22 protein-coding genes and 1 pseudogene are annotated in these 20357 nt (G+C 64.6%); 18 read left to right on the top strand and 5 right to left on the bottom strand.

Annotated features, from left to right (window positions below; translation table 11 throughout):
- The first annotated feature begins 219 nt into the window (after positions 1–219).
- The 11 genes from pdxR (at position 220) to AC3WLF_RS10860 (ending at position 8330) form a co-directional block, all read left to right on the top strand.
- Positions 220–1653 carry a MocR-like pyridoxine biosynthesis transcription factor PdxR gene (gene pdxR / locus AC3WLF_RS10910; RefSeq protein WP_492317279.1) on the top strand — a complete coding sequence of 478 codons (1434 nt, stop codon included), beginning with the start codon at positions 220–222 and terminating at the stop codon, positions 1651–1653.
- A gap of 78 nt (positions 1654–1731) precedes the next feature.
- A complete protein-coding gene (locus AC3WLF_RS10905) occupies positions 1732–2322 on the top strand; it encodes a TetR/AcrR family transcriptional regulator (protein WP_492356045.1) in 591 nt (196 codons plus the stop codon).
- Between the two features lie 209 nt (positions 2323–2531).
- A complete protein-coding gene (locus tag AC3WLF_RS10900) occupies positions 2532–3521 on the top strand; it encodes an alpha/beta fold hydrolase (protein ID WP_035824135.1) in 990 nt (329 codons plus the stop codon).
- A 68-nt stretch (positions 3522–3589) separates the two neighbouring features.
- Positions 3590–4315 (top strand): cysteine hydrolase family protein, encoded by a 726-nt coding sequence (locus AC3WLF_RS10895; protein ID WP_492317281.1) that lies wholly within the window; start codon positions 3590–3592, stop codon positions 4313–4315.
- Between the two features lie 90 nt (positions 4316–4405).
- Positions 4406–4636 carry a DUF2798 domain-containing protein gene (locus AC3WLF_RS10890; protein ID WP_035824137.1) on the top strand — a complete coding sequence of 77 codons (231 nt, stop codon included), beginning with the start codon at positions 4406–4408 and terminating at the stop codon, positions 4634–4636.
- Between the two features lie 118 nt (positions 4637–4754).
- The gene (locus tag AC3WLF_RS10885; protein ID WP_492317282.1) at positions 4755–5192 is read left to right on the top strand and encodes a GNAT family N-acetyltransferase; all 438 of its coding nucleotides are present in this window, start codon (positions 4755–4757) and stop codon (positions 5190–5192) included.
- Entirely contained in the window at positions 5189–5335 is a 147-nt protein-coding gene (locus AC3WLF_RS10880) for a hypothetical protein (protein WP_161786873.1), read from the top strand. The genes AC3WLF_RS10885 and AC3WLF_RS10880 overlap by 4 nt, the downstream gene beginning before the upstream one ends.
- The gene (locus tag AC3WLF_RS10875) at positions 5332–6084 is read left to right on the top strand and encodes an SDR family oxidoreductase (protein WP_492317283.1); all 753 of its coding nucleotides are present in this window, start codon (positions 5332–5334) and stop codon (positions 6082–6084) included. The genes AC3WLF_RS10880 and AC3WLF_RS10875 overlap by 4 nt, the downstream gene beginning before the upstream one ends.
- A gap of 73 nt (positions 6085–6157) precedes the next feature.
- Complete coding sequence (locus tag AC3WLF_RS10870) at positions 6158–6637, top strand: carboxymuconolactone decarboxylase family protein (protein WP_035824143.1); 480 nt, start codon at positions 6158–6160, stop codon at positions 6635–6637.
- A 4-nt stretch (positions 6638–6641) separates the two neighbouring features.
- Positions 6642–7046, top strand: coding sequence for a cupin domain-containing protein (locus AC3WLF_RS10865; RefSeq protein WP_035824145.1), 405 nt, complete (start codon positions 6642–6644; stop codon positions 7044–7046).
- A 276-nt stretch (positions 7047–7322) separates the two neighbouring features.
- Positions 7323–8330: a bestrophin family protein gene (locus AC3WLF_RS10860; protein ID WP_492358198.1), complete on the top strand. Its 1008-nt coding sequence runs from the start codon at positions 7323–7325 to the stop codon at positions 8328–8330.
- A gap of 98 nt (positions 8331–8428) precedes the next feature.
- Here AC3WLF_RS10860 and AC3WLF_RS10855 read toward each other — a convergent pair.
- A pseudogene (locus tag AC3WLF_RS10855) lies at positions 8429–8584 on the bottom strand (DHA2 family efflux MFS transporter permease subunit); the annotation flags it as partial.
- Positions 8585–8692: 108 nt separating this feature from the next.
- On the opposite strand from AC3WLF_RS10855, the gene AC3WLF_RS10850 reads away from it, so the two are divergent.
- Both AC3WLF_RS10850 and AC3WLF_RS10845 read left to right on the top strand, forming a co-directional pair.
- Positions 8693–10288: an MDR family MFS transporter gene (locus tag AC3WLF_RS10850; RefSeq protein ID WP_492317284.1), complete on the top strand. Its 1596-nt coding sequence runs from the start codon at positions 8693–8695 to the stop codon at positions 10286–10288.
- Between the two features lie 34 nt (positions 10289–10322).
- Positions 10323–10784 carry a MarR family winged helix-turn-helix transcriptional regulator gene (locus tag AC3WLF_RS10845; protein WP_492317285.1) on the top strand — a complete coding sequence of 154 codons (462 nt, stop codon included), beginning with the start codon at positions 10323–10325 and terminating at the stop codon, positions 10782–10784.
- 26 nt (positions 10785–10810) lie between these two features.
- On the opposite strand, the gene AC3WLF_RS10840 is transcribed toward AC3WLF_RS10845, so the two are convergent.
- Both AC3WLF_RS10840 and AC3WLF_RS10835 read right to left on the bottom strand, forming a co-directional pair.
- Entirely contained in the window at positions 10811–11476 is a 666-nt protein-coding gene (locus tag AC3WLF_RS10840; protein WP_010811055.1) for a response regulator, read from the bottom strand.
- 406 nt (positions 11477–11882) lie between these two features.
- The gene (locus tag AC3WLF_RS10835; protein ID WP_492317286.1) at positions 11883–12842 is read right to left on the bottom strand and encodes a LysR substrate-binding domain-containing protein; all 960 of its coding nucleotides are present in this window, start codon (positions 12840–12842) and stop codon (positions 11883–11885) included.
- Positions 12843–13671: 829 nt separating this feature from the next.
- Here AC3WLF_RS10835 and AC3WLF_RS10830 point away from each other — a divergent pair.
- The 4 genes from AC3WLF_RS10830 (at position 13672) to AC3WLF_RS10815 (ending at position 16675) form a co-directional block, all read left to right on the top strand.
- Positions 13672–13962: a transposase gene (locus AC3WLF_RS10830; RefSeq protein ID WP_492317287.1), complete on the top strand. Its 291-nt coding sequence runs from the start codon at positions 13672–13674 to the stop codon at positions 13960–13962.
- A gap of 69 nt (positions 13963–14031) precedes the next feature.
- Positions 14032–14406 carry a hypothetical protein gene (locus tag AC3WLF_RS10825; protein WP_492317288.1) on the top strand — a complete coding sequence of 125 codons (375 nt, stop codon included), beginning with the start codon at positions 14032–14034 and terminating at the stop codon, positions 14404–14406.
- Positions 14407–14455: 49 nt separating this feature from the next.
- Positions 14456–15802, top strand: coding sequence for a DUF3300 domain-containing protein (locus tag AC3WLF_RS10820; protein WP_492317289.1), 1347 nt, complete (start codon positions 14456–14458; stop codon positions 15800–15802).
- A gap of 3 nt (positions 15803–15805) precedes the next feature.
- Positions 15806–16675 (top strand): DUF2950 domain-containing protein, encoded by an 870-nt coding sequence (locus AC3WLF_RS10815; RefSeq protein ID WP_492317290.1) that lies wholly within the window; start codon positions 15806–15808, stop codon positions 16673–16675.
- A 30-nt stretch (positions 16676–16705) separates the two neighbouring features.
- On the opposite strand, the gene AC3WLF_RS10810 is transcribed toward AC3WLF_RS10815, so the two are convergent.
- Positions 16706–17485, bottom strand: coding sequence for a Crp/Fnr family transcriptional regulator (locus AC3WLF_RS10810; protein WP_492351595.1), 780 nt, complete (start codon positions 17483–17485; stop codon positions 16706–16708).
- 240 nt (positions 17486–17725) lie between these two features.
- Here AC3WLF_RS10810 and AC3WLF_RS10805 point away from each other — a divergent pair, with 240 nt between their 5' ends.
- Positions 17726–18814: an extracellular catalytic domain type 1 short-chain-length polyhydroxyalkanoate depolymerase gene (locus AC3WLF_RS10805; protein WP_492358197.1), complete on the top strand. Its 1089-nt coding sequence runs from the start codon at positions 17726–17728 to the stop codon at positions 18812–18814.
- Between the two features lie 81 nt (positions 18815–18895).
- Here AC3WLF_RS10805 and AC3WLF_RS10800 read toward each other — a convergent pair whose 3' ends face one another.
- Positions 18896–20206, bottom strand: coding sequence for an MFS transporter (locus tag AC3WLF_RS10800; RefSeq protein ID WP_492358196.1), 1311 nt, complete (start codon positions 20204–20206; stop codon positions 18896–18898).
- Between the last annotated feature and the right edge of the window lie 151 nt (positions 20207–20357).

Here is a 20357-nt window from a genome sequence, read left to right as displayed (position 1 = left end):
CGCATCATCGCCCATGCCTTCAGGGGCATGGGCGGAGACTCTGAATCTCCGCCCATTTGCTTTCTCAGGCCGTCACGGGCCGGGTCCCGGCGGATGCGCGCCCTGGGGTATGATCGGAGGTCAAGATCACACCCACATCCGATCCGTTGCCATCGCCGGCAATGATTCGCGTTCCCATGCATCGGCGTTGCGGCACTGTCCGGATACGTCTGCCAGGCTATGACGAAGTCACCGGCTCAGGACCCATCCAACGCAGCGCCGCTGCATGAGCAGATCTACGCTCGGATTCGTGCCTCGATCCAGCAAGGGCAACTGAAACCCGGGCAGCGGGTGCCATCCTTGCGTGCGTTTGCAGGCGAGCTCGGCGTGGCGCGCGGGACCGTTCAGGTCGCCTATGAGCGGCTCCTGGGTGAAGGTTACCTCATCGCCAGAGGCCCTGCGGGAACGTTCGTTTCCGAGCAAATTGCGCCATCGCGCCCCCACCGCGTGGCCGCCGCGGCTGGATCCAGCCGCACGCCACCGGACCAGGAACTTGCCGAGGTTTCACTCGAAACGGATGGTGGAATCCCCGCGCCGTTGCAACTGGGGCTTCCCGCGCTGGATGAGTTCCCGCGAAAACTATGGACGAGGTTGATGGCGCGGCAAATACGCAGCGCCGGCTCGCTGACCAGGCCGGCGTCAGCCGGATTTGGCCCGCTGCGAGAAGCGCTGGCCGCTTACCTGCAGCGCTCACGGGGCATCGACGCCCAGCCGCACCAGGTGTTCGTCGTGCCGGCTTATACGGCCAGCCTTGCGCTGATTGCGGATGCGCTCAGGCTGGCGGGCGAAAGCGCCTGGGTTGAGGATCCCAGCTACCCTCCGACTGCCCAGTCACTCAGGCGCCTGAACCTGCAGGTCCGGAATGTGCCAGTGGATGATCATGGCCTCGACGTCGAATTTGGGCGTCAGCATTTTCCAGAGGCGCGCCTGGCCGTAGTGACGCCATCGCACCAGAGCCCGACTGGCGTGGCACTGACACTGCAACGTCGCGTCGAACTGCTCGACTGGGCCGGTGAGCGGGGCGCATGGATCATCGAGGACGACTACGACGGCGAGTTTCGTTACCGCGGCCACCCGTTGCCGGCCTTGAAGAGCCTGGACACATGCGACCGGGTGATCTATTGCGGCACGCTTAGCAAGGTGCTGTACCCGGGGCTACGGCTCGCTTACGTGGTCGTGCCACAAAGTCTGGTGCCGACCATGGATCTGGCCTGCAGGCGCACGGTGCATGGCGGCTGCCCCGAACTCTTGCAAGCCGTGGTGGCGGAGTTTATTGCGCAGGGGCACTTCGCCCGGCATATCAAACGCATGCGCACGCTTTACGCGCGACGACGCGCAATGCTGGCCGAGGCGCTGGCGCCATACAAGACGGACGGCTTCACTGTTTGCCTGCAGGATGGCGGCATGCACCTTCTGATCGACGTCAGGGACGATCTTGACGATCTGGCGATGGCCCGTCGTGCGCGCAAGGCAGGATTCGCCGTCCATTCGCTGACCGCCTGGCGGTACGGTGCGCCAGGGCGGCGTGGCTTGATGATGGGGTTTACCAATCTGCGCACTCAGACTGAAGCCGATCGCCTGGTTGCCGAGCTGATGCGCGCGCTGAAAGCATAGACGATCGCCATCGGGCGCTTGACAAATAGTCAACCAGTCGTCTATTGTCCTTCCCATCTGCTCACTAACTATTGCGACGTGCCAAGACCCCCCAACCCCGAAATCCGTAGCCGGCTGCTTATCGACGGTGGTCGTGTGATTCACAGCGCCGGTTTCAACGGGTCCGGCGTGCAGGACATCGTCGCTGCCGCCGATGTTCCCAAGGGTTCCTTCTACAGCTATTTCGACAGCAAGGAAGCCTTTGCCGCCGAAGTGCTCGAAGCCTATTGGGATGCCATTGAGCAACGCCATGGCAAAGTGATGTATGACGCGCGCATCACGCCGTTGGCCAGGATCGAAAAGTTGTTCGAGTTGCTGGTGGCGGACCACGCGGCACAAGATTTCAGGCTCGGGTGCCTGGTGGGCAACCTTTCTCTCGAATTGTCCAATACCAGCGGTGAAGTCCGAACGGCTCTGGAGCGCATTCTGGCGCGCTGGGAAGGTATCATCACAGCCTGCCTTGATGAGGCCAGGCTGCGCCAGGAACTGCCAGCGGACGTTGATTCCGCGCAGCTCGCGTCCATCATTATCGAAGCCTGGGAAGGGGCGGTCCTGCGCAGCAAGGTCGAGCGCAATGGCGACGCCTGCCGACGATTTCTGCAAGTCACCCTCAAGCGCTTGTTGTACTGAGATTTTTTTGCGATTTTAAATAGACGACTGGTCATATATATTCAGGGCATGGCCTAGTTGAAAACGATAAACATGTGTCTATTGACTGTGTCATCGCCCAACTACATTGAAGCCTGCTCAAACCAGCACGCATCGGCACCATGACCAGGCACCTGACGCTCAGACCTATTCAAGGCAACGCGCGCACGCGCCAATAAAGGAGTCTCACCATGTCTTCAGATCGCAGCCTCGACCAAGGCCTATCGCGACGTAACCTGCTGTTGGGCAGCGCGGCCGCAGCCGGCGCGCTGGTGGCTTCCGGCTTGCCCGGACCTGCGGCGGCAGCACCGTCGGCAGAAAAGGCGAACACCGCAAAGGCAAGCGGCAAGGCTTCAGGCAGCTACATCACGGCAAAGGACGGCACCCAGCTCTATTTCAAGGACTGGGGCGCCGGTCGCCCCGTTGTATTCAGTCATGGCTGGCCACTGAGCTCGGACAGTTGGGAATCCCAGATGATCCTTGTTGCTTCGGAAGGGCACCGTGCCGTTGCACATGACCGTCGTGGCCACGGCCGTTCAAGTCAGCCATGGAATGGCAATGAGATGAACACCTATGCCGACGATCTGGCCACGGTGTTCGAGACGCTCGACCTGCGGGACGCTATCCTGGTGGGCTTCTCCACGGGTGGTGGCGAGGTGGCCCGATACATCGGCCGGCACGGTACGCGACGCGTTTCAAAGGTGGTGCTGGTTTCAGCCGTGCCGCCTTTGATGGTGAAGACCGCCGCCAATCCGCGCGGACTGCCAATCGAAGTATTCGACGGCCTGCGTGCCGCACAACTTGCCAATCGGTCCCAGTTCTACAAGGACGTGCCGGCGGGGCCGTTCTATGGCTTCAACCGACCCGGTGCAAAGCCGTCGCAGGGGTTGATCGACGCATGGTGGGCGCAGGGCATGCAGGGTGGACACAAGAGTACGTACGACTCGATCAAGGCATTCTCCGAGACCGATTTCACCGAGGATCTCAGGAAGATCGATGTGCCGACCCTGATCATCCACGGCGACGACGATCAGATCGTGCCGATCGACGCCGCTGGACGCGCATCGGCAAAGCTCGTCAGGAACGCGAAGCTGATCGTCTACCCCGGTGCGCCGCATGGGCTCACCGACACCCACAAAGATAGATTCAACGCCGACCTGTTGGCATTCATCCGTAGTTGAAACGACGCCGCATCTGCCGGACCCCACGAAGGCGCCGGCAGATCGGCTCACCATAAGAGGTACTTCCCATGTGCAACCACCACACCCTCTATGCAGATCCCGTTGATCCGGCTCTGCCGAAGTCCGGCATTACGCTGGACCTGCCACGCACCGCGCTCGTCGTGATTGACCCGCAGATCGACTTCATGAGCCCCGAAGGCCGCAGCTGGGGCGTGGTCGGAGAAAGCGTGACGGAGCAGAACCTCGTGGCCAACCTAGTCCGTCTGTTCGAGGCCGCAAAACAGGCGGGCATCACGGTCGCCATCTCTCCCCACTATTACTTTCCCCATGACCACACATGGAAAGTGCAAGGCCCCGCCGAAATGTTCCAGCATGCCATCGGCATGTTCGACCGTCCGGGCGCGCTGAACCTGGACGGATTCCGTGACTCGGGCGCGGACTTCATGCCGGAACTCAAGCCGTATATCGAGGATGGCAAGACCATCATCTGCTCCACGCACAAGCTGTACGGCCCGCAGGCCAACGACCTTGTCCTGCAATTGCGCAAGCAGCGCGTCGACCAGGTGATCCTTGCTGGCATGGCCGCCAATCTGTGCGTCGAATCCCATCTGCGGGATCTGCTGGAGCAAGGTTTCGAAGTTGCTGTCGTGCGCGACGCCGTTGCAGGGCCGAAGCTACCCGAAGGGGACGGATATCACGCGGCACTGGTCAACTTCCGCTTCATCGCAAACGCGCTGTGGGATACCAACGAAACCGTGCAGCGGTTGGCAGGAAAGGTTGGAGCAGCCGCGTAGCGCCTGTCGTGCGCCAGGGCGCCAGCCCCTGGCGCGGCAATGGCAGGGTGCATGACTGTCTAGTTCAAAGAATGCATAGAGGCGACTCACATGCCTAAGATTCCTTCGCGCTACAGCTATTTCGCCTATGGTGTTATCCAGGCCGGATTGACCTGCTCCATCGCTGCTGCCATCGCAAGCCTTCCATTTGCAGAAGAAGGCCTGTTCTTTCAGCACTGGCTAAGGTCCTGGAGCGTTTCCTGGCTGACCATGCTGCCGGTTGTCGTGTCGGCCACGCCCATCATTCGCTGCCTGGTCGATCGCATGACAAACCACTCTTAGGTCATACCGTCATATGTCGATGGTCGATGGCCTAGTTGAAATCGATAAACATGTGCCTGTTGACTGTGTCATCGCTCAACTACATTGAAGGCTGCACAAACCAGCACGCATCGGCACCATGACCAAGAACCTGACGCTCGGACATGCGGAAACGGAGGCCCAGATCCGCGCCTGCTTCCCTGTCATGCGGCAACTGCGCCCCAAGCTGCAAATGCCGGAAGACTTTCTCGACACCGTCATGGTGCAAAGTGGACAAGGGTACCGGCTGCTCGCGCTCTGGGACGACGGCAAACCTGTTGCGCTGGCCGGATATCGGCGTCTTGAAAACCTGATCCACGGGCGCTTTCTGTACGTCGACGACCTGATTACCGATGCCGAGGGCCGGGGGCAGGGTCACGGCGAGCGTCTGCTGCAAGCGCTTTGCGAGCTTGGACGCACAGAAGGCTGCCAGCGACTTGTCCTGGATACCGCACTCGCGAACGCGCTGGCCCAGCGCTTCTATTTCCGTTCCGGCCTGCTCGCCAAGGGCCTCCACTTCTGCATGGAGCTGCAATGAAGCTCCTCAACCTGCTGCTGCTCGATTGCTGCCCGCGCCGTGACTATTCCACGAGCCGGCGCTCCGAGTCGATCTGGCGCGGGGATGCCGCGCTCCCTAACATGGAATCGTTCCACCTTCCTCAGCACGGAGAAGCATCATGAAGATTGTCATCATTGGCGGGACTGGCCTGATCGGCTCGAAGACCGTCGCCATTCTGCGCCAGGGCGGCCACGAGGTCATGGCCGCCTCGCCCAGGAGCGGTGTCAACAGCATCACTGGCGAGGGGCTCCAGGAGGCCCTGACCGGCGCCCAGGTGGTGATCGACCTTGCCAATTCCCCATCGTTTGAAGACAAGGCGGTACTGGCATTCTTCGAGACTTCCGGCCGCAACCTTCACGCGGCGGAGACCGCAGCGGGCGTTCAGCACCATGTCGCGCTGTCCATCGTCGGCACCGACCGGACGCCCGAAAACGGCTATTTCCGCGCCAAGGTCGCGCAAGAAAAACTGATAGAGGCCTCGGGCATCCCCTACACCATCATCCGCTCGACCCAGTTCATGGAATTCATCGGCGGCATCGCCGATTCCAGTGCGCAAGGAAATGTCGTCCGCCTTTCGCCTGGGCTGTTCCAGCCGATTGCTGCGGACGACGTCGCCGGACTCGCTGCCGATGTAGCGCTCGCACCACCGCGAAACGGCATCGTCGAGATCGCCGGCCCGGAACGAGCCCCGTTCAACGAGATCGTCGCCCGCTATCTCAAGGCGGTGGGCGACCCGCGTGAAGTCGTGCGCGACCCCGAGGCCCGCTACTTCGGCGGCCGGGTCGAGGAACATTCGCTGGTGCCGTTGGGCGAGGCGCGCCTCGGGCGCATCGGCTTAGAGGAATGGCTGCGTCAATCGCAGCAACGATAGTCCGCAGGGCGCATGCCCACGTAAGCAGCACCGGTTCGTCAGTCCCACATTGAGCAGATCACCAGGAGCAAACATGACCCAACGTACGAATTACTTCCAGCAATCCCCGGAACTTTCCAAGAAGCTCATGGAGTTCGGCGCGCTGTTCCAGAAGACCACGATCGAACAGCCCATTCGCGAGCTTGTCGAGATTCGCGCATCGCAGCTCAATGGCTGCGCGTTCTGCGTCGACATGCATATCAAGATGGCGAAGATCCACGGCGAGCGCGAATTGCGCCTGCATCATGTGGCGATCTGGCGCGAGTCGACGCTGTTCTCGCCGCGCGAACGCGCGGCGCTGGCCTGGACCGAGGTGCTGACCAGGCTTCCCGCCGAAGGCGTGCCCGACGATATCTATGAGCGCGTGCGCACCCAGTACAGCGAGAAGGAACTGTCTGACCTCACCTTCCTCGTGGGGGCGATCAATACCTGGAACCGCCTGAACGTGGCATTCCGCATGGTGCCTGGTTCGTCGGACAAGGCGTTCGGGCTCGACAAGGCCAACCTGGAGTGATGCCATGAAGACGGTCACTTCCGTTGCGGCAGCACTTGTGTTGTCGTGCCTGACGGTTGCAAAGCCGGCCGCCGCCGCGCCGGAGGCGAGTGTCACGCCCCTGGTCAAGGAAGCGTTGCCCGAATATCCGGGGAAGGAAGCCGAGATGATCATCGTGGAGTATCCGCCGGGCAGTGCCGATCCCGTGCATCGCCATGACGCCCACGCCTTCGTCTACGTGCTCGAGGGCAGCATCGTCATGGGCCTCAAGGGCGGAAAAGAGGTAACGCTCAAAGCGGGCGATACCTTCCACGAAGGTCCCAACGATATCCACACCGTCGGACGCAATGCCAGCAAGACGCAGCCAGCAAAGTTTGTCGTGTTCCTGATCAAGAACAAGGGCGCGCCGATCCTGACGCCGGTGAAGTAGTCGTCGTCCAATTTGGCACCGGCAATGCCGGTGCGCACTGTCCGGCCGGCAAGAGCGGCGCTACCGCATGCTCTTGCCGTGCCGCTGTTTTCCAGGGTGGCGTGAAGGGTTGTGGGACGGAAATTGATACTACGTCGGTTTCTTGGCAATATCACCATCACAAAATCAGGTCCCGGGCCAGCGATCTGGTCGGTGGTGAGGGCGGTTGGCCGTGCTGCCTGCCGGCAGTTCGGCCCTCGGACCCGCGACCTGCCGCCCCGCCGCGAGATGCGCACCATGCACCTGGGAAAATCGTACACAATATCCGAGTTCACGTTCTGGTCGAGACGGCAACTTTATGCCTCGCTAGCATGCGGTTCGCTGCCCGTAGTCCTTTATCAGTTCTTCGGGCTGAAATGGCTGTCAATCCCGGTCTCGGTTGTGGTGCTGCTGGGCACCGCCACATCATTCATCGTGGGCTTCCGGAACGTGCAGACCTACAGCAGGGCCCTGGAGGCACAGCAGATCTGGACTGAGATCTTGAACGGCAGCCGGTGTCTGGGTGTGATGAGCCGGGACTTTCTGGCAGGGCAGGCGGCCGGGCGGGATCTGGTTCTCCGGCATTGCGCATGGCTGACGGCGCTCCGCTATCAACTGAGAACCCCAAGGATCTGGGAAAGCGCGGGCAAGGCATCCAACGTGGAGTACCGGAAGTACTACCGGGTTCCAGAGTGGGAGACTCCATTGGACGAGGCGCTTGCGCGTTATCTGCCACAGGCCGAACTCGACTCGCTTGCGCACGTCGAGAGCAAGACAAGCCGGTTGCTGGGAACGCAGTCAGCGACGATCAGGCGGTTCCTTGACGCTGGCGAGATCGGCAATACCTTCTATCTGGAGTTGGTAGGATCGATCAGAGGCTTCTTCGCGCAGCAAGGACGGGCGGAGCGTATCAAGGACTATCCGTATCCCAGGCAATATGCGGTCGTCAACAAGCTCTTTGTCCGTACGTTTTGTCTGCTACTGCCTTTGGGCATTCTTACAGAGTTCGAAAAGCTCAATGCCAGCGTTTCAGGCGTCATGCATGGCAACATGATCTGGCTGGTCATTCCATTTGGCACGATGATCTCCTGGATGTACCTCGCGCTGGAGCAAGTGGGCGAAAGCACGGAGAACCCGTTCGAAGGAAACGCCAATGATGTGCCCATGGCACAGATCTGCCGGAAGATCGAACACGAACTCATGGACATGCTTGGCGAGAAGTGCGATATCCCCGCGCCAACGGCCGGGCACGGTATTGTCCTCTGACCACTCAAGGTTATCGCTTTCCCACCTCCGACCACTTAGTCAGGCATCCTGTCATGTCTGCGGGCCGTGCGTCGTCTTATCGCTCAGTGCGCAGCCGCGATCGACAGCTTGCGAGTCGGCGTTTCGCGGTCGCGGTAGATCGCCCAGGTAACGGCGGCGGCGACCGGGCCGACCGGCACGTTGATGTAGAAGATCCACGACCACGCGTAGCCGTCGGTTAGCCAGCCGCCCAGCGCCGGGTTGGCGATGGGGCCGAAATTTCCATACGACCGACTTTATTTCTCGCGATCACAAGGCCATGACGCGGCTGACCGATCTGCCCCTATAATGCTTGATAATGCAACGATTGATCGAGCAATAAAATGACCCCACAGCCAGATAAGTCTGAGGCCAACGGCCAGGTGCTGCCGTTTCGCGAGTCCCTGCTGGCCATGCTGGGCGTGGCCTTTGTGGTGATGCTGGTGGCGCTGGACCAGACCGTGGTCGGCACGGCGCTGCCGACCGTGGTGGCCGAGCTGCAAGGCTTCGAGTACTACGCCTGGGTAGCCACGGCCTACCTGCTGACATCGGTGATTACCGTGCCGGTGTTCGGGCGGCTGGGGGACTATTACGGGCGCAAGCCGTTCGTGCTGGCATCGATCGTGGTCTTCTCGGTGGCCTCGGCGCTGTGCGGCATGGCGCCGAGCATGCCGTTCCTGGTGCTGGCGCGCGCGCTGCAGGGGATTGGCGGCGGCATGCTGGTCGGCACCGCCTTTGCCTGCATTGCCGACCTGTTTCCGGATACGCATGTGCGGCTGCGCTGGCAGGTGATGATGAGCGCGGCATTCGGCATTGCCAATGCGGTGGGGCCGTCGCTGGGCGGGCTGCTGACGGAGTGGTACGGCTGGCGCGCGGTGTTCTATGTCAACCTGCCGATTGGCGTGCTGGGGCTGTGGTTTGCGTGGCGCTACCTGCCGCACCTGCGCCAGCAGGCGCACAGCGGGCCGATCCGCGTGGACTGGCTCGGTGCCTTGCTGATCGCAGCCGGGCTGGGGTGCGTGCAGCTGAGCGTTGAACTGCTGCCGGCACGCGGCTTCGATGCCTATACGGGCGGCTTGCTGGTGCTGGCGGCGGTGGCACTGGTGGCGCTGTGGCAGTGGGAGCAGCGTTGTGCCAACCCGATCCTGCCGGTGGAGATGTTCCGCAACCCGGGGCTGGCGCCGTTGTTCCGGCTGGCGGTGTTCACGGGCTTCACCATGTTCGCGCTGCTGCTCTATGCGCCGCTCCTGTTCCAGGGCGGCTTTGGCTATTCGCCGAAGGAGGCGGGCATCCTGATCACGCCGCTGGTGGTCTGCATCACCGCTGGCAGCATTCTCAACGGGCGCATCGTTACGCGCATCCGTCGCCCGAATACCATGCTCTATGCCGGCTTTGGCATGCTGGCGGTGTCCTGCCTGGGCCTGTCGCAGGCGACGCGCAGCATGCCGCACGGCGTCTTGCTGACGATCATGCTGATCGGCGGGTTCGGGCTCGGCTTTATCATGCCGAACCTGACGGTGTTTGCGCAGCAGACGGCAGGGCGCGAACACCTTGGCATTGCCACAGCCATGCTGCAATCGCTGCGCATGGTAGGCGGCATGGTGGGCACCGCGATCGTGGGCACGCTGGTCACGCGCAGCTATACCGGCGGTGTGGAACATGCGCTGTCCGCCGCCAATGCCGGACAATGGACGGCGCGCATGGCGGATCCGCAGGTGCTGATCGACAAGGCGTCGCAAGTCGCGTTGCTCGGCCAGCTCGAGCAAGCCGGGCACAATGGCGCACTGTTGCTGGAACAGGCGCGCGTGTCGCTGGTCACTGCCATCCACCTTGGCCTGGTGGTGGCTGCGGTGGCCGCCGCGCTGGGCGTGTGGTGCGCCCGCCGGGTGCCGTCGATCAAGCTGACCCGGGCGCCGGCGCCCGCCATGGCCGCCGACTGAAGCGCCGGCCTGCAACGTAACCTGAGGAAAATGGATGGAACTGGAGCGACAAAGCGTGGCCGTACTGCAGCAGTTCGGCCGCACCTACCGCGCCTACGCGGCTGCGTTCGAACAGCGCCTGGGGCTGCCGCTGCCCCGCTGGCGCATCCTGCATGCGCTGCATCACCAGGAGGGCGCGATCGGCCAGAAGGCGCTGGCTGACCTGGTCGGCATGGACCCCGGCGCGCTGACGCGCCAGCTCAAGGCCATGCAGGAACTTGGCTGGGTGGAGCGCAGCACCTCGGAACGCGACAACCGCGTGACCCATGTCACGCTGTCACGGACCGGCGAGCAGGTGGTGGCGCACGCCATGCCGCTGCGCTCAGCCTTTCTGGAGGATGTGCTTGCCGAGGTGTCGCCGTCGACCATGCGCGAGCTGTCGCGCGGCCTGGCGCGGCTGGAGGCCGGCATCGCATACGCGCAGGCCCACGCGGCACAGGCAGCCGACGCCGCCTGATACGGCCGCGGCCGTGCCGCCGGCGCTCAGGCAGTCAGCAGCATGCCGTTAAGCGCCGCAAATTCAAACAGTTCCCGGTCGTTGGTGACGCCGAGCTTCTGCATGGCGCAGTTCTTCTGCCGGCTGATGGTCTTGACGCTGCGGCAGAGCAGGACGGCGATCTCGCTCACGGACCGTCCGGTCAGGTACAGCCGCAATACTTCCATTTCACGCCGGGACAGGCGCTCCGCGCCGGCCTGGCCTGGTGTGGCCGGGTTGCCGGGATCGGCCTGCGACAGCACTTCAAGCGCGGATTTGCCGATGTAGTGGAAGCCCCGCTGGATACGGCAAACCACGGTTACCAGTTCTGACAGGGGCGAGTCCTTGAGCAGCAGGCCGTGCACCTGGGTGTCGAGGATGGAGCGCAGCACCAGCGGATTGGTGATCATGGTCAGCACGATCACGGCCAGCGACGGATGCCGCCGCCGCAGGCTGGCAAGCAGGCGCAGGCCGTCGCTGTTGCCCTCGCCGTGCGCGGGCATGTGGTAGTCGGTGATCACGACATCGGGACGCAGGCTTTCCACGCTGTTCAGCAAGGCCGTCGCGCTGGTCACGCAGCCGCACACCTCCCACCCGGTCTGGGTATGCAGGCGGTCCGCGACGGCCGCGCTGACCAGGGGGTGGTCGTCGGCAAGCAGGATCCTCAATGTCATCTGGTTGCTCCTCGATTCTTGTTCGTGGCAGCGCCGGCATCAAGAAAACGCCGCACGTCAGCGAGACGTGCGGCGCAAAAACGACGCCAAACAATACGACGCCAGACAACTGCGTGCATTGCCCCGGGACCGGGCCAAACGGGAGACGGCCGGACCGCAGCAATGCCATTGCAGGATATCGGCCGCGCGGTCTGGCGAAACTAGGAGGATTCGCAAAGCGCCGCCTTGGCGCAGCGGCCTGCACCGGGCAAAGTGGCGCGAGTGTAGCGCAGGGTCAGCGCTCGAAAAAATGTCTCAAGACTGTAATAAGAACGCCGCCGCCGCCGCCGCTGCGCAGCCAAAGCAAAAGGCGCTGGCGCCATCGGGCTGCCAGCGCCTTGCGGGCGCCGCTGCTGCGGGCGTTGCGTCAGGCCAGCGCGGATTGCGCGTGGGCTGCGGCGCGCCCGTTGCGGCGGCTGTCGATGGCCTTGAGCGGGTCGCGCAGCACGGCGCTGCCGACATCCATGATGTCGCGCAGCACGCCCTTGTCGCCGCTGCGCTCCGGTGCCCAGAAATGCAGTGCCGCCCATTCCGGGAAGCTGCTCGGCGGTGCCAGCAGGCGCGTCTTGCGCTCGCGCGTGACCAGCGGCACGTTGAAGTCCAGCACCGGGCAGATGCCCCCGGCCGAATGCAGCAGCGTGATCTGGGTATGCCATGACGGGACCACGGTCTCGCGATGCCCCGGAGTGCTGGCCTGGCGGCTCAGGAAGGCTCGCAGCGGGCTGCCGGCCTCGCAGTCTTCCTGCAGCAGGATCCAGTCGCTTTCGCCTTCGTCATGGCTGCCGCCGCGCGTGGCGCTGACCAGCCGGCGCGGCGTGGCCATGATGTTGTGCTGGCGCACGCGTTCGGGGTCGTGGCCGCTGTCGACGATGAAGGCGCAGTCCAGTTCGCCGCTGCCGAGATGGCCGGCAAGGGTGGCGTCGGCGATCACCGGGCGCGTGATAAAGCTGTCTCGCGGAAACTGCTCGCACAGTGCGGTCAGGATCTCGGTGATGACCGGGTCGCCGATCGACGATGAAAAGCCGATCGAAACGCGCCTGCCGTCGGCACGGCGCTTGCTCAGGCCAGGCTCGCCGGGGCGCACCAGCTGGTTCCATTTGGCCAGGATCTGCCGCGCCGTCTGCTCCAGGCGCAGCGCATGCGGTGTGGGTTCGAGCATCCCGTTGCGCTTGACGAACAGCGGATCGCCGGTGATTTCGCGCAAGCGCGCGAGGCTATAGGCCACCGTCGGCACGCGTCCCTGCGTGCAGGCCGCAACGGCGCTGAGGTCCCGGTATTCCATGACCAGGACAAAGACATGCAACAACTTCGTGCTGACGTGACGCATTCCGACTTCTCCCGATCCATGACTTTGTTTTCTTTATTTTCTTGTTGGTCCGACACCTACAGCGCTGCGTCGGACAAAGGGCGCAAGCGCGGCCTGGTGTCAGGGCAATGATCCGGTCCCTGACAGTGACAGGCGCAAGCGACATGCACGGCGCGCGCTGCGGGCATGTCCGGATGAAAAAAAGGTGGGCAAAAGCCCGGGCAGGATGCTGCGAAAACGCATGGCACGACTCCTAAATGTCCGACTTGCGTCGACAAATGGCGCAGTGACGATTCGATCCTTCAGGCCCGGTACTGTTGGCAGCGTGAACGCGCACCACGTCTGGGTGGTGCGGGCTGCCTGGCCGCTCTTCTGCCGGCGCCGCCAGGGCGCCGCGCGAAGGCGTGCGAAATTTAGTTGTGCCGAGGAATCTTAATACATGCTCAGCAAAAGTCATAGAAACTTGAATTGATGACAGTCTTCTAATTTTGTTTAGTACCTCTTTGTCTGTACATCAATACATGGCTTGAAATCGGGGCCACCGGGCGATTCATGCACGATTACAGCCGTGCAGAAGGTCGTCATGCCCATGTGTTATGGCGGCCGGCATCTTCGTTTCCGCGATGCGCAGTGAGAATGATCTAACTGGATTCCAAATTGGCTTAACGAAATTTGGCAATGCGCGCCAGCGCCGGCGGCAGCTTGCGCAGAGATAATTTTCTTAACTCGCGCAGCGAAGACACTGAATTGCTTTTTGGCGCGGCCGTGGGCTAACGTAGGGCTAGAGTCGGCACAGTTGGCGGCGCGGCTGGCGCCGCTTGTCGCCCGCCGTTGTGATGCGGAGAGATTCGTGAACAGACGGTATTCGGAAGAGCAGATCCGCAGCTACCTGGCCGAGGCGGCCAGCGGCGTGCCAGTGCGTGAGCTGTGCGCGCGCTATGGTTTCAGCGATGCTTCGTTCTACGGATGGCGTGCCCGTTACGGCCAGCCCAGCCAGGGTGATGTACGTGACGGCCGCAAGCTGCGCGAGCTGCAGGAAGAGAATGCCCGGCTCAAGAGTATGCTTGCGGATGCGCTGCTCAAGCTTGAGCTGATGCGCAACCGTACCGGCCGCCGCAATGGCACTGGCAAGGATCGCTAGCGGCGGACGGTTCTTGCAATGCGCCGCGGTGTCGCTTCCACGTGCCGCGGAGGGTTCTGGAGTATTGGTTTGACGAAGTTTCTGATCAAGGCGGGCGTGCTGGCATGCGCCGCCATGGTGGTCGTCCCCGCGTGGGCGGCCAGTGCTGCATCGGCGGCCGCGGCCGCCGGCACTCCGATGGTGGCCCCGCCGCCGCCACGGATGCTGGACGAAGCCACGGCCGTGGTGGAAGGACCTGATGGCAAGGTGTCTGCGTCGCAGCGGCAGCACTGCCAGTCATTGCTGGACCAGATCAACGCGCTGCCCGGCGGGCCGCAGTGGTCCACCGGCAAGTCGTCGGTAACCACTGCCGACGGGCGCACATATCCGACACTGGAACGCCAGGCAGACCGCAAGCGCCTGGAAGAGGCGTATCGCCAGGAATGCACGCAGCAGCGCCGCTGAGGCGCCCCCCGGCAGCAGGCCGTCACCTGCGTATTTGTGGAGAGCCGACATGCACCGTTTCAAACACCTCTTCGCATGGTGCCTGGCGCTGATGCTGATGGCGCCGCTCGGGCCAGCGATGGCGCAGTCCAAGCTGAGCAATGCCCAGCTTGACCAGCTGACCGCGCCGATTGCCCTGTATCCCGATGCGCTGCTGTCGCAGGTGTTGATGGCTGCCACCTATCCCGCCGACGTCGCAGCTGCGGCGCAATGGTCCAAGGCCAATCCCAGCCTGTCTGGCGATGCCGCGACCAAGGCGGTCGCCAGCCAGGCCTGGGACCCCAGCGTGCAGTCGCTGGCCGCGTTCCCCTCCGTGCTCGACATGATGGGCCGCCAGCCGCAGTGGGTGCAGTCGGTCGGCGACGCGTTCCTGGCCCAGCCCAACGACGTGATGGATTCCGTGCAGCGGCTGCGGGTGCAGGCGCAGAAAGCTGGCACGCTGAAGACGACCGAGCAGCAGAAGGTCGTGACGCAGACCACCGGCGGCACCACGATCGTGCAGATCGAGCCGGCCAATCCGCAGGTGGTCTACGTGCCGACCTACAACCCGACCACGGTCTACGGCACCTGGGCGTACCCCGCGTATCCGCCGGCCTATTACCCGCCGCCGCCCGGCTCCGTGTTTGCCACGGCACTGGTAACGGGCATCGGCTTCGGGCTTGGCGTGGCGGCGGTCGATGCGATGTGGGGCGGGTTCAACTGGAATAGCCACGACGTCAACATCAATGTGAACCGCTACAACAACATCAACGTCAACCAGCGCCTGGACGTCAACCGTGCCAACGTGAACTGGCAGCACAACCCCGCCAACCGCGGCAACGTTCCCTACAACAATGCGGCGGTGCGCGGTCGCTATGACCAGCAGCGCCAGTCTGGCCTCGCCAGCCGCCAGCAGGGTGTTCAACCCGGCCAGCGCGTAGGGGCCGCCGGCGGCGGGGTGCAACGCCAGCCTTCCCAGCGCGACCAGGCGCGAGAGCGCGCCGCGCAGTCGTTCGAGGGCCGTACCGGACAATCCATACCGGGCCATGCGGGCGGGGTGGCAGACCGCTCGCGCCCGGGTGCCGCCGGCGCTGGCGTGCAGAATCCGCGGCCGGCCGGTGCTGACCGCCAGCGCGCAGACCAGGCCCAGGCCCGCGACCGTGCCCGCAATGCCAACCGGGACAGCGCGCTGCGCGATGCCGGCAACGGCGACCGCATGCGCCAGCAGACCCAGCGCGCGGCGATGCCGCACCGGGAAGCGCCGCAAGCGCGCCCGGCCGGGCTCCACCAGGGCGGCGTGCACCAGGGCGGTGGACTGGGCGGCGGCGGTGGAGGCCGGCTCGGCGGCGGCGAACATTTCGGCCATGGTCGGAGGTAAATCATGATGCACATGACCGCTAATCCCTTCTCTGCCGCAGCCGGAGCGCGCGCGCTGCGCACGCTGGCGGCGGCCGCGGCCCTGTCCCTGTCCCTGCCGGCGATGGCCCAGCAGGTCTTCCCCAGCCCTGACGCTGCCGCCGAGGCGCTGGGTGATGCCATCGCGCGCAGCGACGGCGACGCATTGCAGCGCGTGCTGGGCAAGCAATACCAGTCGCTGGTGCCGGAGGGCTCCATCAACCGCGACGACGTCTACGAATTCCTTGGCGCCTGGGCGCGCCACCATGCCGTGCAGCCCGATGGCGAGCGCCGCGCGCTGATCGCGGTCGGGCAGAGCGGATGGACCTTCCCCGTGCCGCTGGCGAAGCAGAAGGACGGCTGGCAGTTCGACTTGCGTGCCGGCCAGCAGGAAGTGCGCCGCCGCCGGCTCGGGCGCAATGAACTGGTGACGATGGAAACGCTGCTGCAGCTGGCCGATGCCCAGCAGCGCTACGCGGAGCAGGTGGGGCAGGGGCGCTACGCGACCCAGTTGATCAGCGCGCCGGGCAAGACCAACGGCCTGTACTGGCCCGCGGCCAGCGAGCAGGACGCGAGCCCGATCGGCCCCGATGCGCTTGCCATGGGCCCGGATACGCCCGCCGCGGATGCTTTCTACGGCTACCATTACCGGATCCTGCCGCCGGCCAAGGGCAGCGACGCCAAGTACGGCCTGATTGCCTGGCCGGCCCGCTATGGCGATACCGGCGTGCATACCTTCATGCTCGGCAGCGACCGCGTCTTCTATGAGCGCGACCTCGGGCCCGGCACGGCATCGCGCGCCAAGACCATCCGCAGTTTTTCGCCTGCCGGCTGGCAGCGCGTGGCGGACCGCTGAGCCCTTGGCCCCAGAGCCCCGGCCAGCCGCCTAGGCCAGCCGGGGTTCGCCGAACTCCCCGCCGTAGGCTTCTGATCTGGCCGCCGCCGGCCGCGGGACCGGATCCAGGTCGGCATAGACCGCGGCCAGCCCGTCGCGGTCGATGATGCGCAGGTGCCGCTGGCGCACCGAGATCAGCCCGACCGAGGCAAAGCGCGACAGCAGCCGCGACACCGTTTCCAGGGTCAGCCCAAGCAGGCTGGCGATGTCCGTGCGCGACATGGCCAGCGTCAGCGCGCCGTCGCGGTTGCCGTCGCGGCGCGCCTGCTCGCCGGCGAGGTCGAGCAGCAGCATGGCCAGGCGCTGTGGCGCCCTCATCGACCCCACCGCCACCAGCAGCACGCGTTCGCGCTCGGCGTTGCGGCGCATCGCTTCCAGCACCGTTTCACGGAATGGGGCGGACTGCATGAGGGTGCGCAGGGATTCGACCGAGACCGCACAAACCACTGCATCCTGCAGCGCGATTACACCAGTCCCATAGACCGGACCTTCGTGCGGCTCAAGCCCCAGCACATCGCCGGGCAGCGAAAAACCCGTTACCTGCCGCCAGCCCAGCGGCGATTCATAGACCTGCTTGGCGCTGCCATGGCGCAGCGGGTAGACCGTCAGCGCAGGGCGGCCCTGGCGGAACACATGCTCGCCGGTGCGCACTTCTACCCGCTCCGGCTGCAGCGCCATCGGCACGTGCGGCAGGGGAGCTTGCGCCCCGGCATTGTGGCAAACGTGGCGAAAGAGGCAGAGCAGGCAGGCTGGGGCGCCGTTGTCCGGCATGGTGTCATTGTCCTCCGGTGACGATGGCCAAGTATAAAACGTCGGCAACGCAAGCCATCTCGCTGCGATCTGCATTCTTTCGTGTGGCTAGTTTAAAAATTTCGCATTGCGGGCGCGAGGCTCGTTGCGTTTGTGCCATAAGCGCGGGAGTACGCCGGCGGGCGTAATGCTGATTGTGATATGCTGCATTGCAACAATAAAGGCACAGGAGGAGATCGCGTCACACGATCAGGAGTCCTCATGACCAAAAGCTTTGCCGCTGACTGGCACGCGCAGATCCGGCGACTGAGCCGTGCGCAAGCCCGCACGGAAGCCCAGGTGAAGTCCTGGCTGGACCGCGTGGATTCGCTTAATCCGCTCACGCCGGCTCGGCCTGACCGCCCGCCGGGCAAGCTCCGGCCCGCCCGGCCAGCACCCGCGCCGGGTTCCCTGCCCGGTACCTGGCAGGCGCACAGGCTGCGCCTGGCGCCGCTGCCGGGCGAACTGGTGCCGCAACTCTCGTATCACCTCTACATACCGTCCAAGGCCCATCGCGGCCCGTTGCCGGTGGTGGTGGTGCTGCATGGCTGCCGCCAGACGCCGGATGACCTGTCGGCCGGCACCCGCATGAATGCGCTGGCCGAGCGCGAGGGATTTATCGTGGCCTACCCGCAACAGCCCTTGCGGCGCCAGGTACAGCGCTGCTGGCAGTGGTTTGACCTGGGCGCCGCCGAGGGCGGACGCGAGGCGCAGGCGGTAGCCGCGCTGATCGATGCGCTGGCTGCGCGCCACGACGTGCGCGAGCGCGAGATCTACCTGGCCGGCATGTCCGCCGGCGCGGCCATGGCCGCGGTGGTGGCGTTGCGCTACCCGGGCAAGGTGGCGGCCGCGGCGCTGCATTCCGGCGTGGTCATCGGCGCGGCCGACAACCCGCGCGCCGGCCTGCGGGCCATGCAGCAAGGCTCGGCGGCCGATCCGTCATGGCTGCTGGATGCCGCCGGCGTGACACCGGGCGGTCCCGAGATGCCCGCGCTGGTGATCCACGGCCTGGCCGACGACGCGGTGCATCCGGTCAATGGCCGTCTGCTGGCCCGGCAGTTCCTGGCTTACAACGGCCTGGAAGACCGGCTCGCCGCTACGCCCGCGCAGTCCGACCCGGAAGACGAAGCGCCGGGCCGGTCCCATGAATACCGCTTCGGGCGCTGGCGCCGCGACCTGGTCACGCTGGTGGAAGTGGAGGGCCTGGGCCACGCCTGGAGCGGCGGCGATGCCAGCTATGGCTACCACAGCGATATCGGCCCGGATGCCAGCACGCTGATGTGGCAGTTTTTCAGCCAGCACCGGCGTTGAAGTCGGGCAGCAACAATGCGCATCAAGCGCGCACAAAAAAGGGAGGGCGCCTGTCCTCCCTTTTTCGTTGCCGCAGCCGCGTCAGCCGCGCGAGCGGTCCTTGACGAACAGCGCAGTCACCATGCCCAGCACGCACAGCGCGACCACATAGTGGGCCGGCGCCAGCGAATCCTGCTTCAGCATCAGCGTGACGACCATCGGCGTCAGCCCGCCGAAGATCGCATACGACACGTTGTACGAGAATGGCAGGCCCGAGAAGCGCACCTGCGCCGGGAACGCATTGACCAGCACGAACGGCACCGCGCCGATGGTGCCGACCAGGAAGCCGGTCAGCGCATAGAGCGGCAGCAGCAGGTCGGGGCGGGTGAAGATCGTGGTGTAGAACATGTAGGCGCAGATGGCCAGCAGCAGGCCGCCGACGAACAGCGTGCGACGCGCGCCGATGCGGTCGGCCAGTGCGCCGGAGACGACACAGCCGACCGTCAGGCACAGCGTGGCGACGCTGTTGGCGACCAGCGCCGTGCGCGCGTCAAAGCCGTACAGCTTCTGCAGGAAGGTGGGCGTCATCAGGATCACCACCACGATGCAGGCCGACAGCATCCAGGTCAGCAGCATCGACACCGCGACGCTGCCGCGGTGGTTGCGCACCACCGACTTCAGCGGCATTTCCGCGGCCAGCGCCTTGCGCTTCTGCAGTTCGGCGAAGACCGGTGTCTCATGCAGCCAGCGCCGCAGGTACATCGAGGCGATGCCGAACGCGCCGCCGATCAGGAACGGCATGCGCCAGCCGTGGTCGGCCAGCTCGGCCGGGGTGAAGACGCTGTTGATGCCGGTGGCGACCAGCGAACCCAGCAGGATGCCGGCAGTCAGCCCCGCGGTCAGTGTGCCGCAGGCATAGCCGACATGGCGCGCCGGCACGTGCTCCGATACGAACACCCAGGCGCCGGGCACTTCGCCGCCGACGGCCGCGCCTTGCAGGATGCGCAGCACCAGCTGCAGCACCGGCGCGGCCAGGCCGATCGACTGGTAGGTGGGCATCAGGCCCATCAGCAGCGTGGGCACCGACATCAGCAGGATCGACAGCGTGAACATCTTCTTGCGGCCGAGCAGGTCGCCGAAGTGCGCCATGATGATGCCGCCCAGCGGCCGGGCCAGGTAGCCGGCCGCGAAAATGCCGAAGGTTTGCAACTGGCGCAGCCAGTCCGGCACCGACGGCGGGAAGAACAGCTGCCCGATGACCGTCGCGAAAAAAACGAAGATGATGAAGTCGTAGAACTCAAGGGCGCCGCCGAGCGCGGCAAGGGCAAGGGTCTTGTAATCCTGGCCGGTCAGCGGGCCCGCGCTGGCTCGCGGCGCGCCGACACCTGCGGCGGTACTGCTGGTGGTAGACATGAATGGACTCGCATGGAAGAGATCGCATGCGAAGCGTGCAGCACGGAATACGTGATGGGTGTGGCCGGAGGGTACAGCGCAGGGGAGGCAGGCATGATGTGGCGGGTAAGCCGCAGGCTTGCGACGAAACGCTTCGCAAAGGACGTAAAGA

The organism is Cupriavidus sp. FW306-01-F10A, from assembly GCF_058782785.1.
Note: the sequence above shows the minus strand (reverse complement) of the source record. Positions and strands in the feature narration are given on the sequence as shown.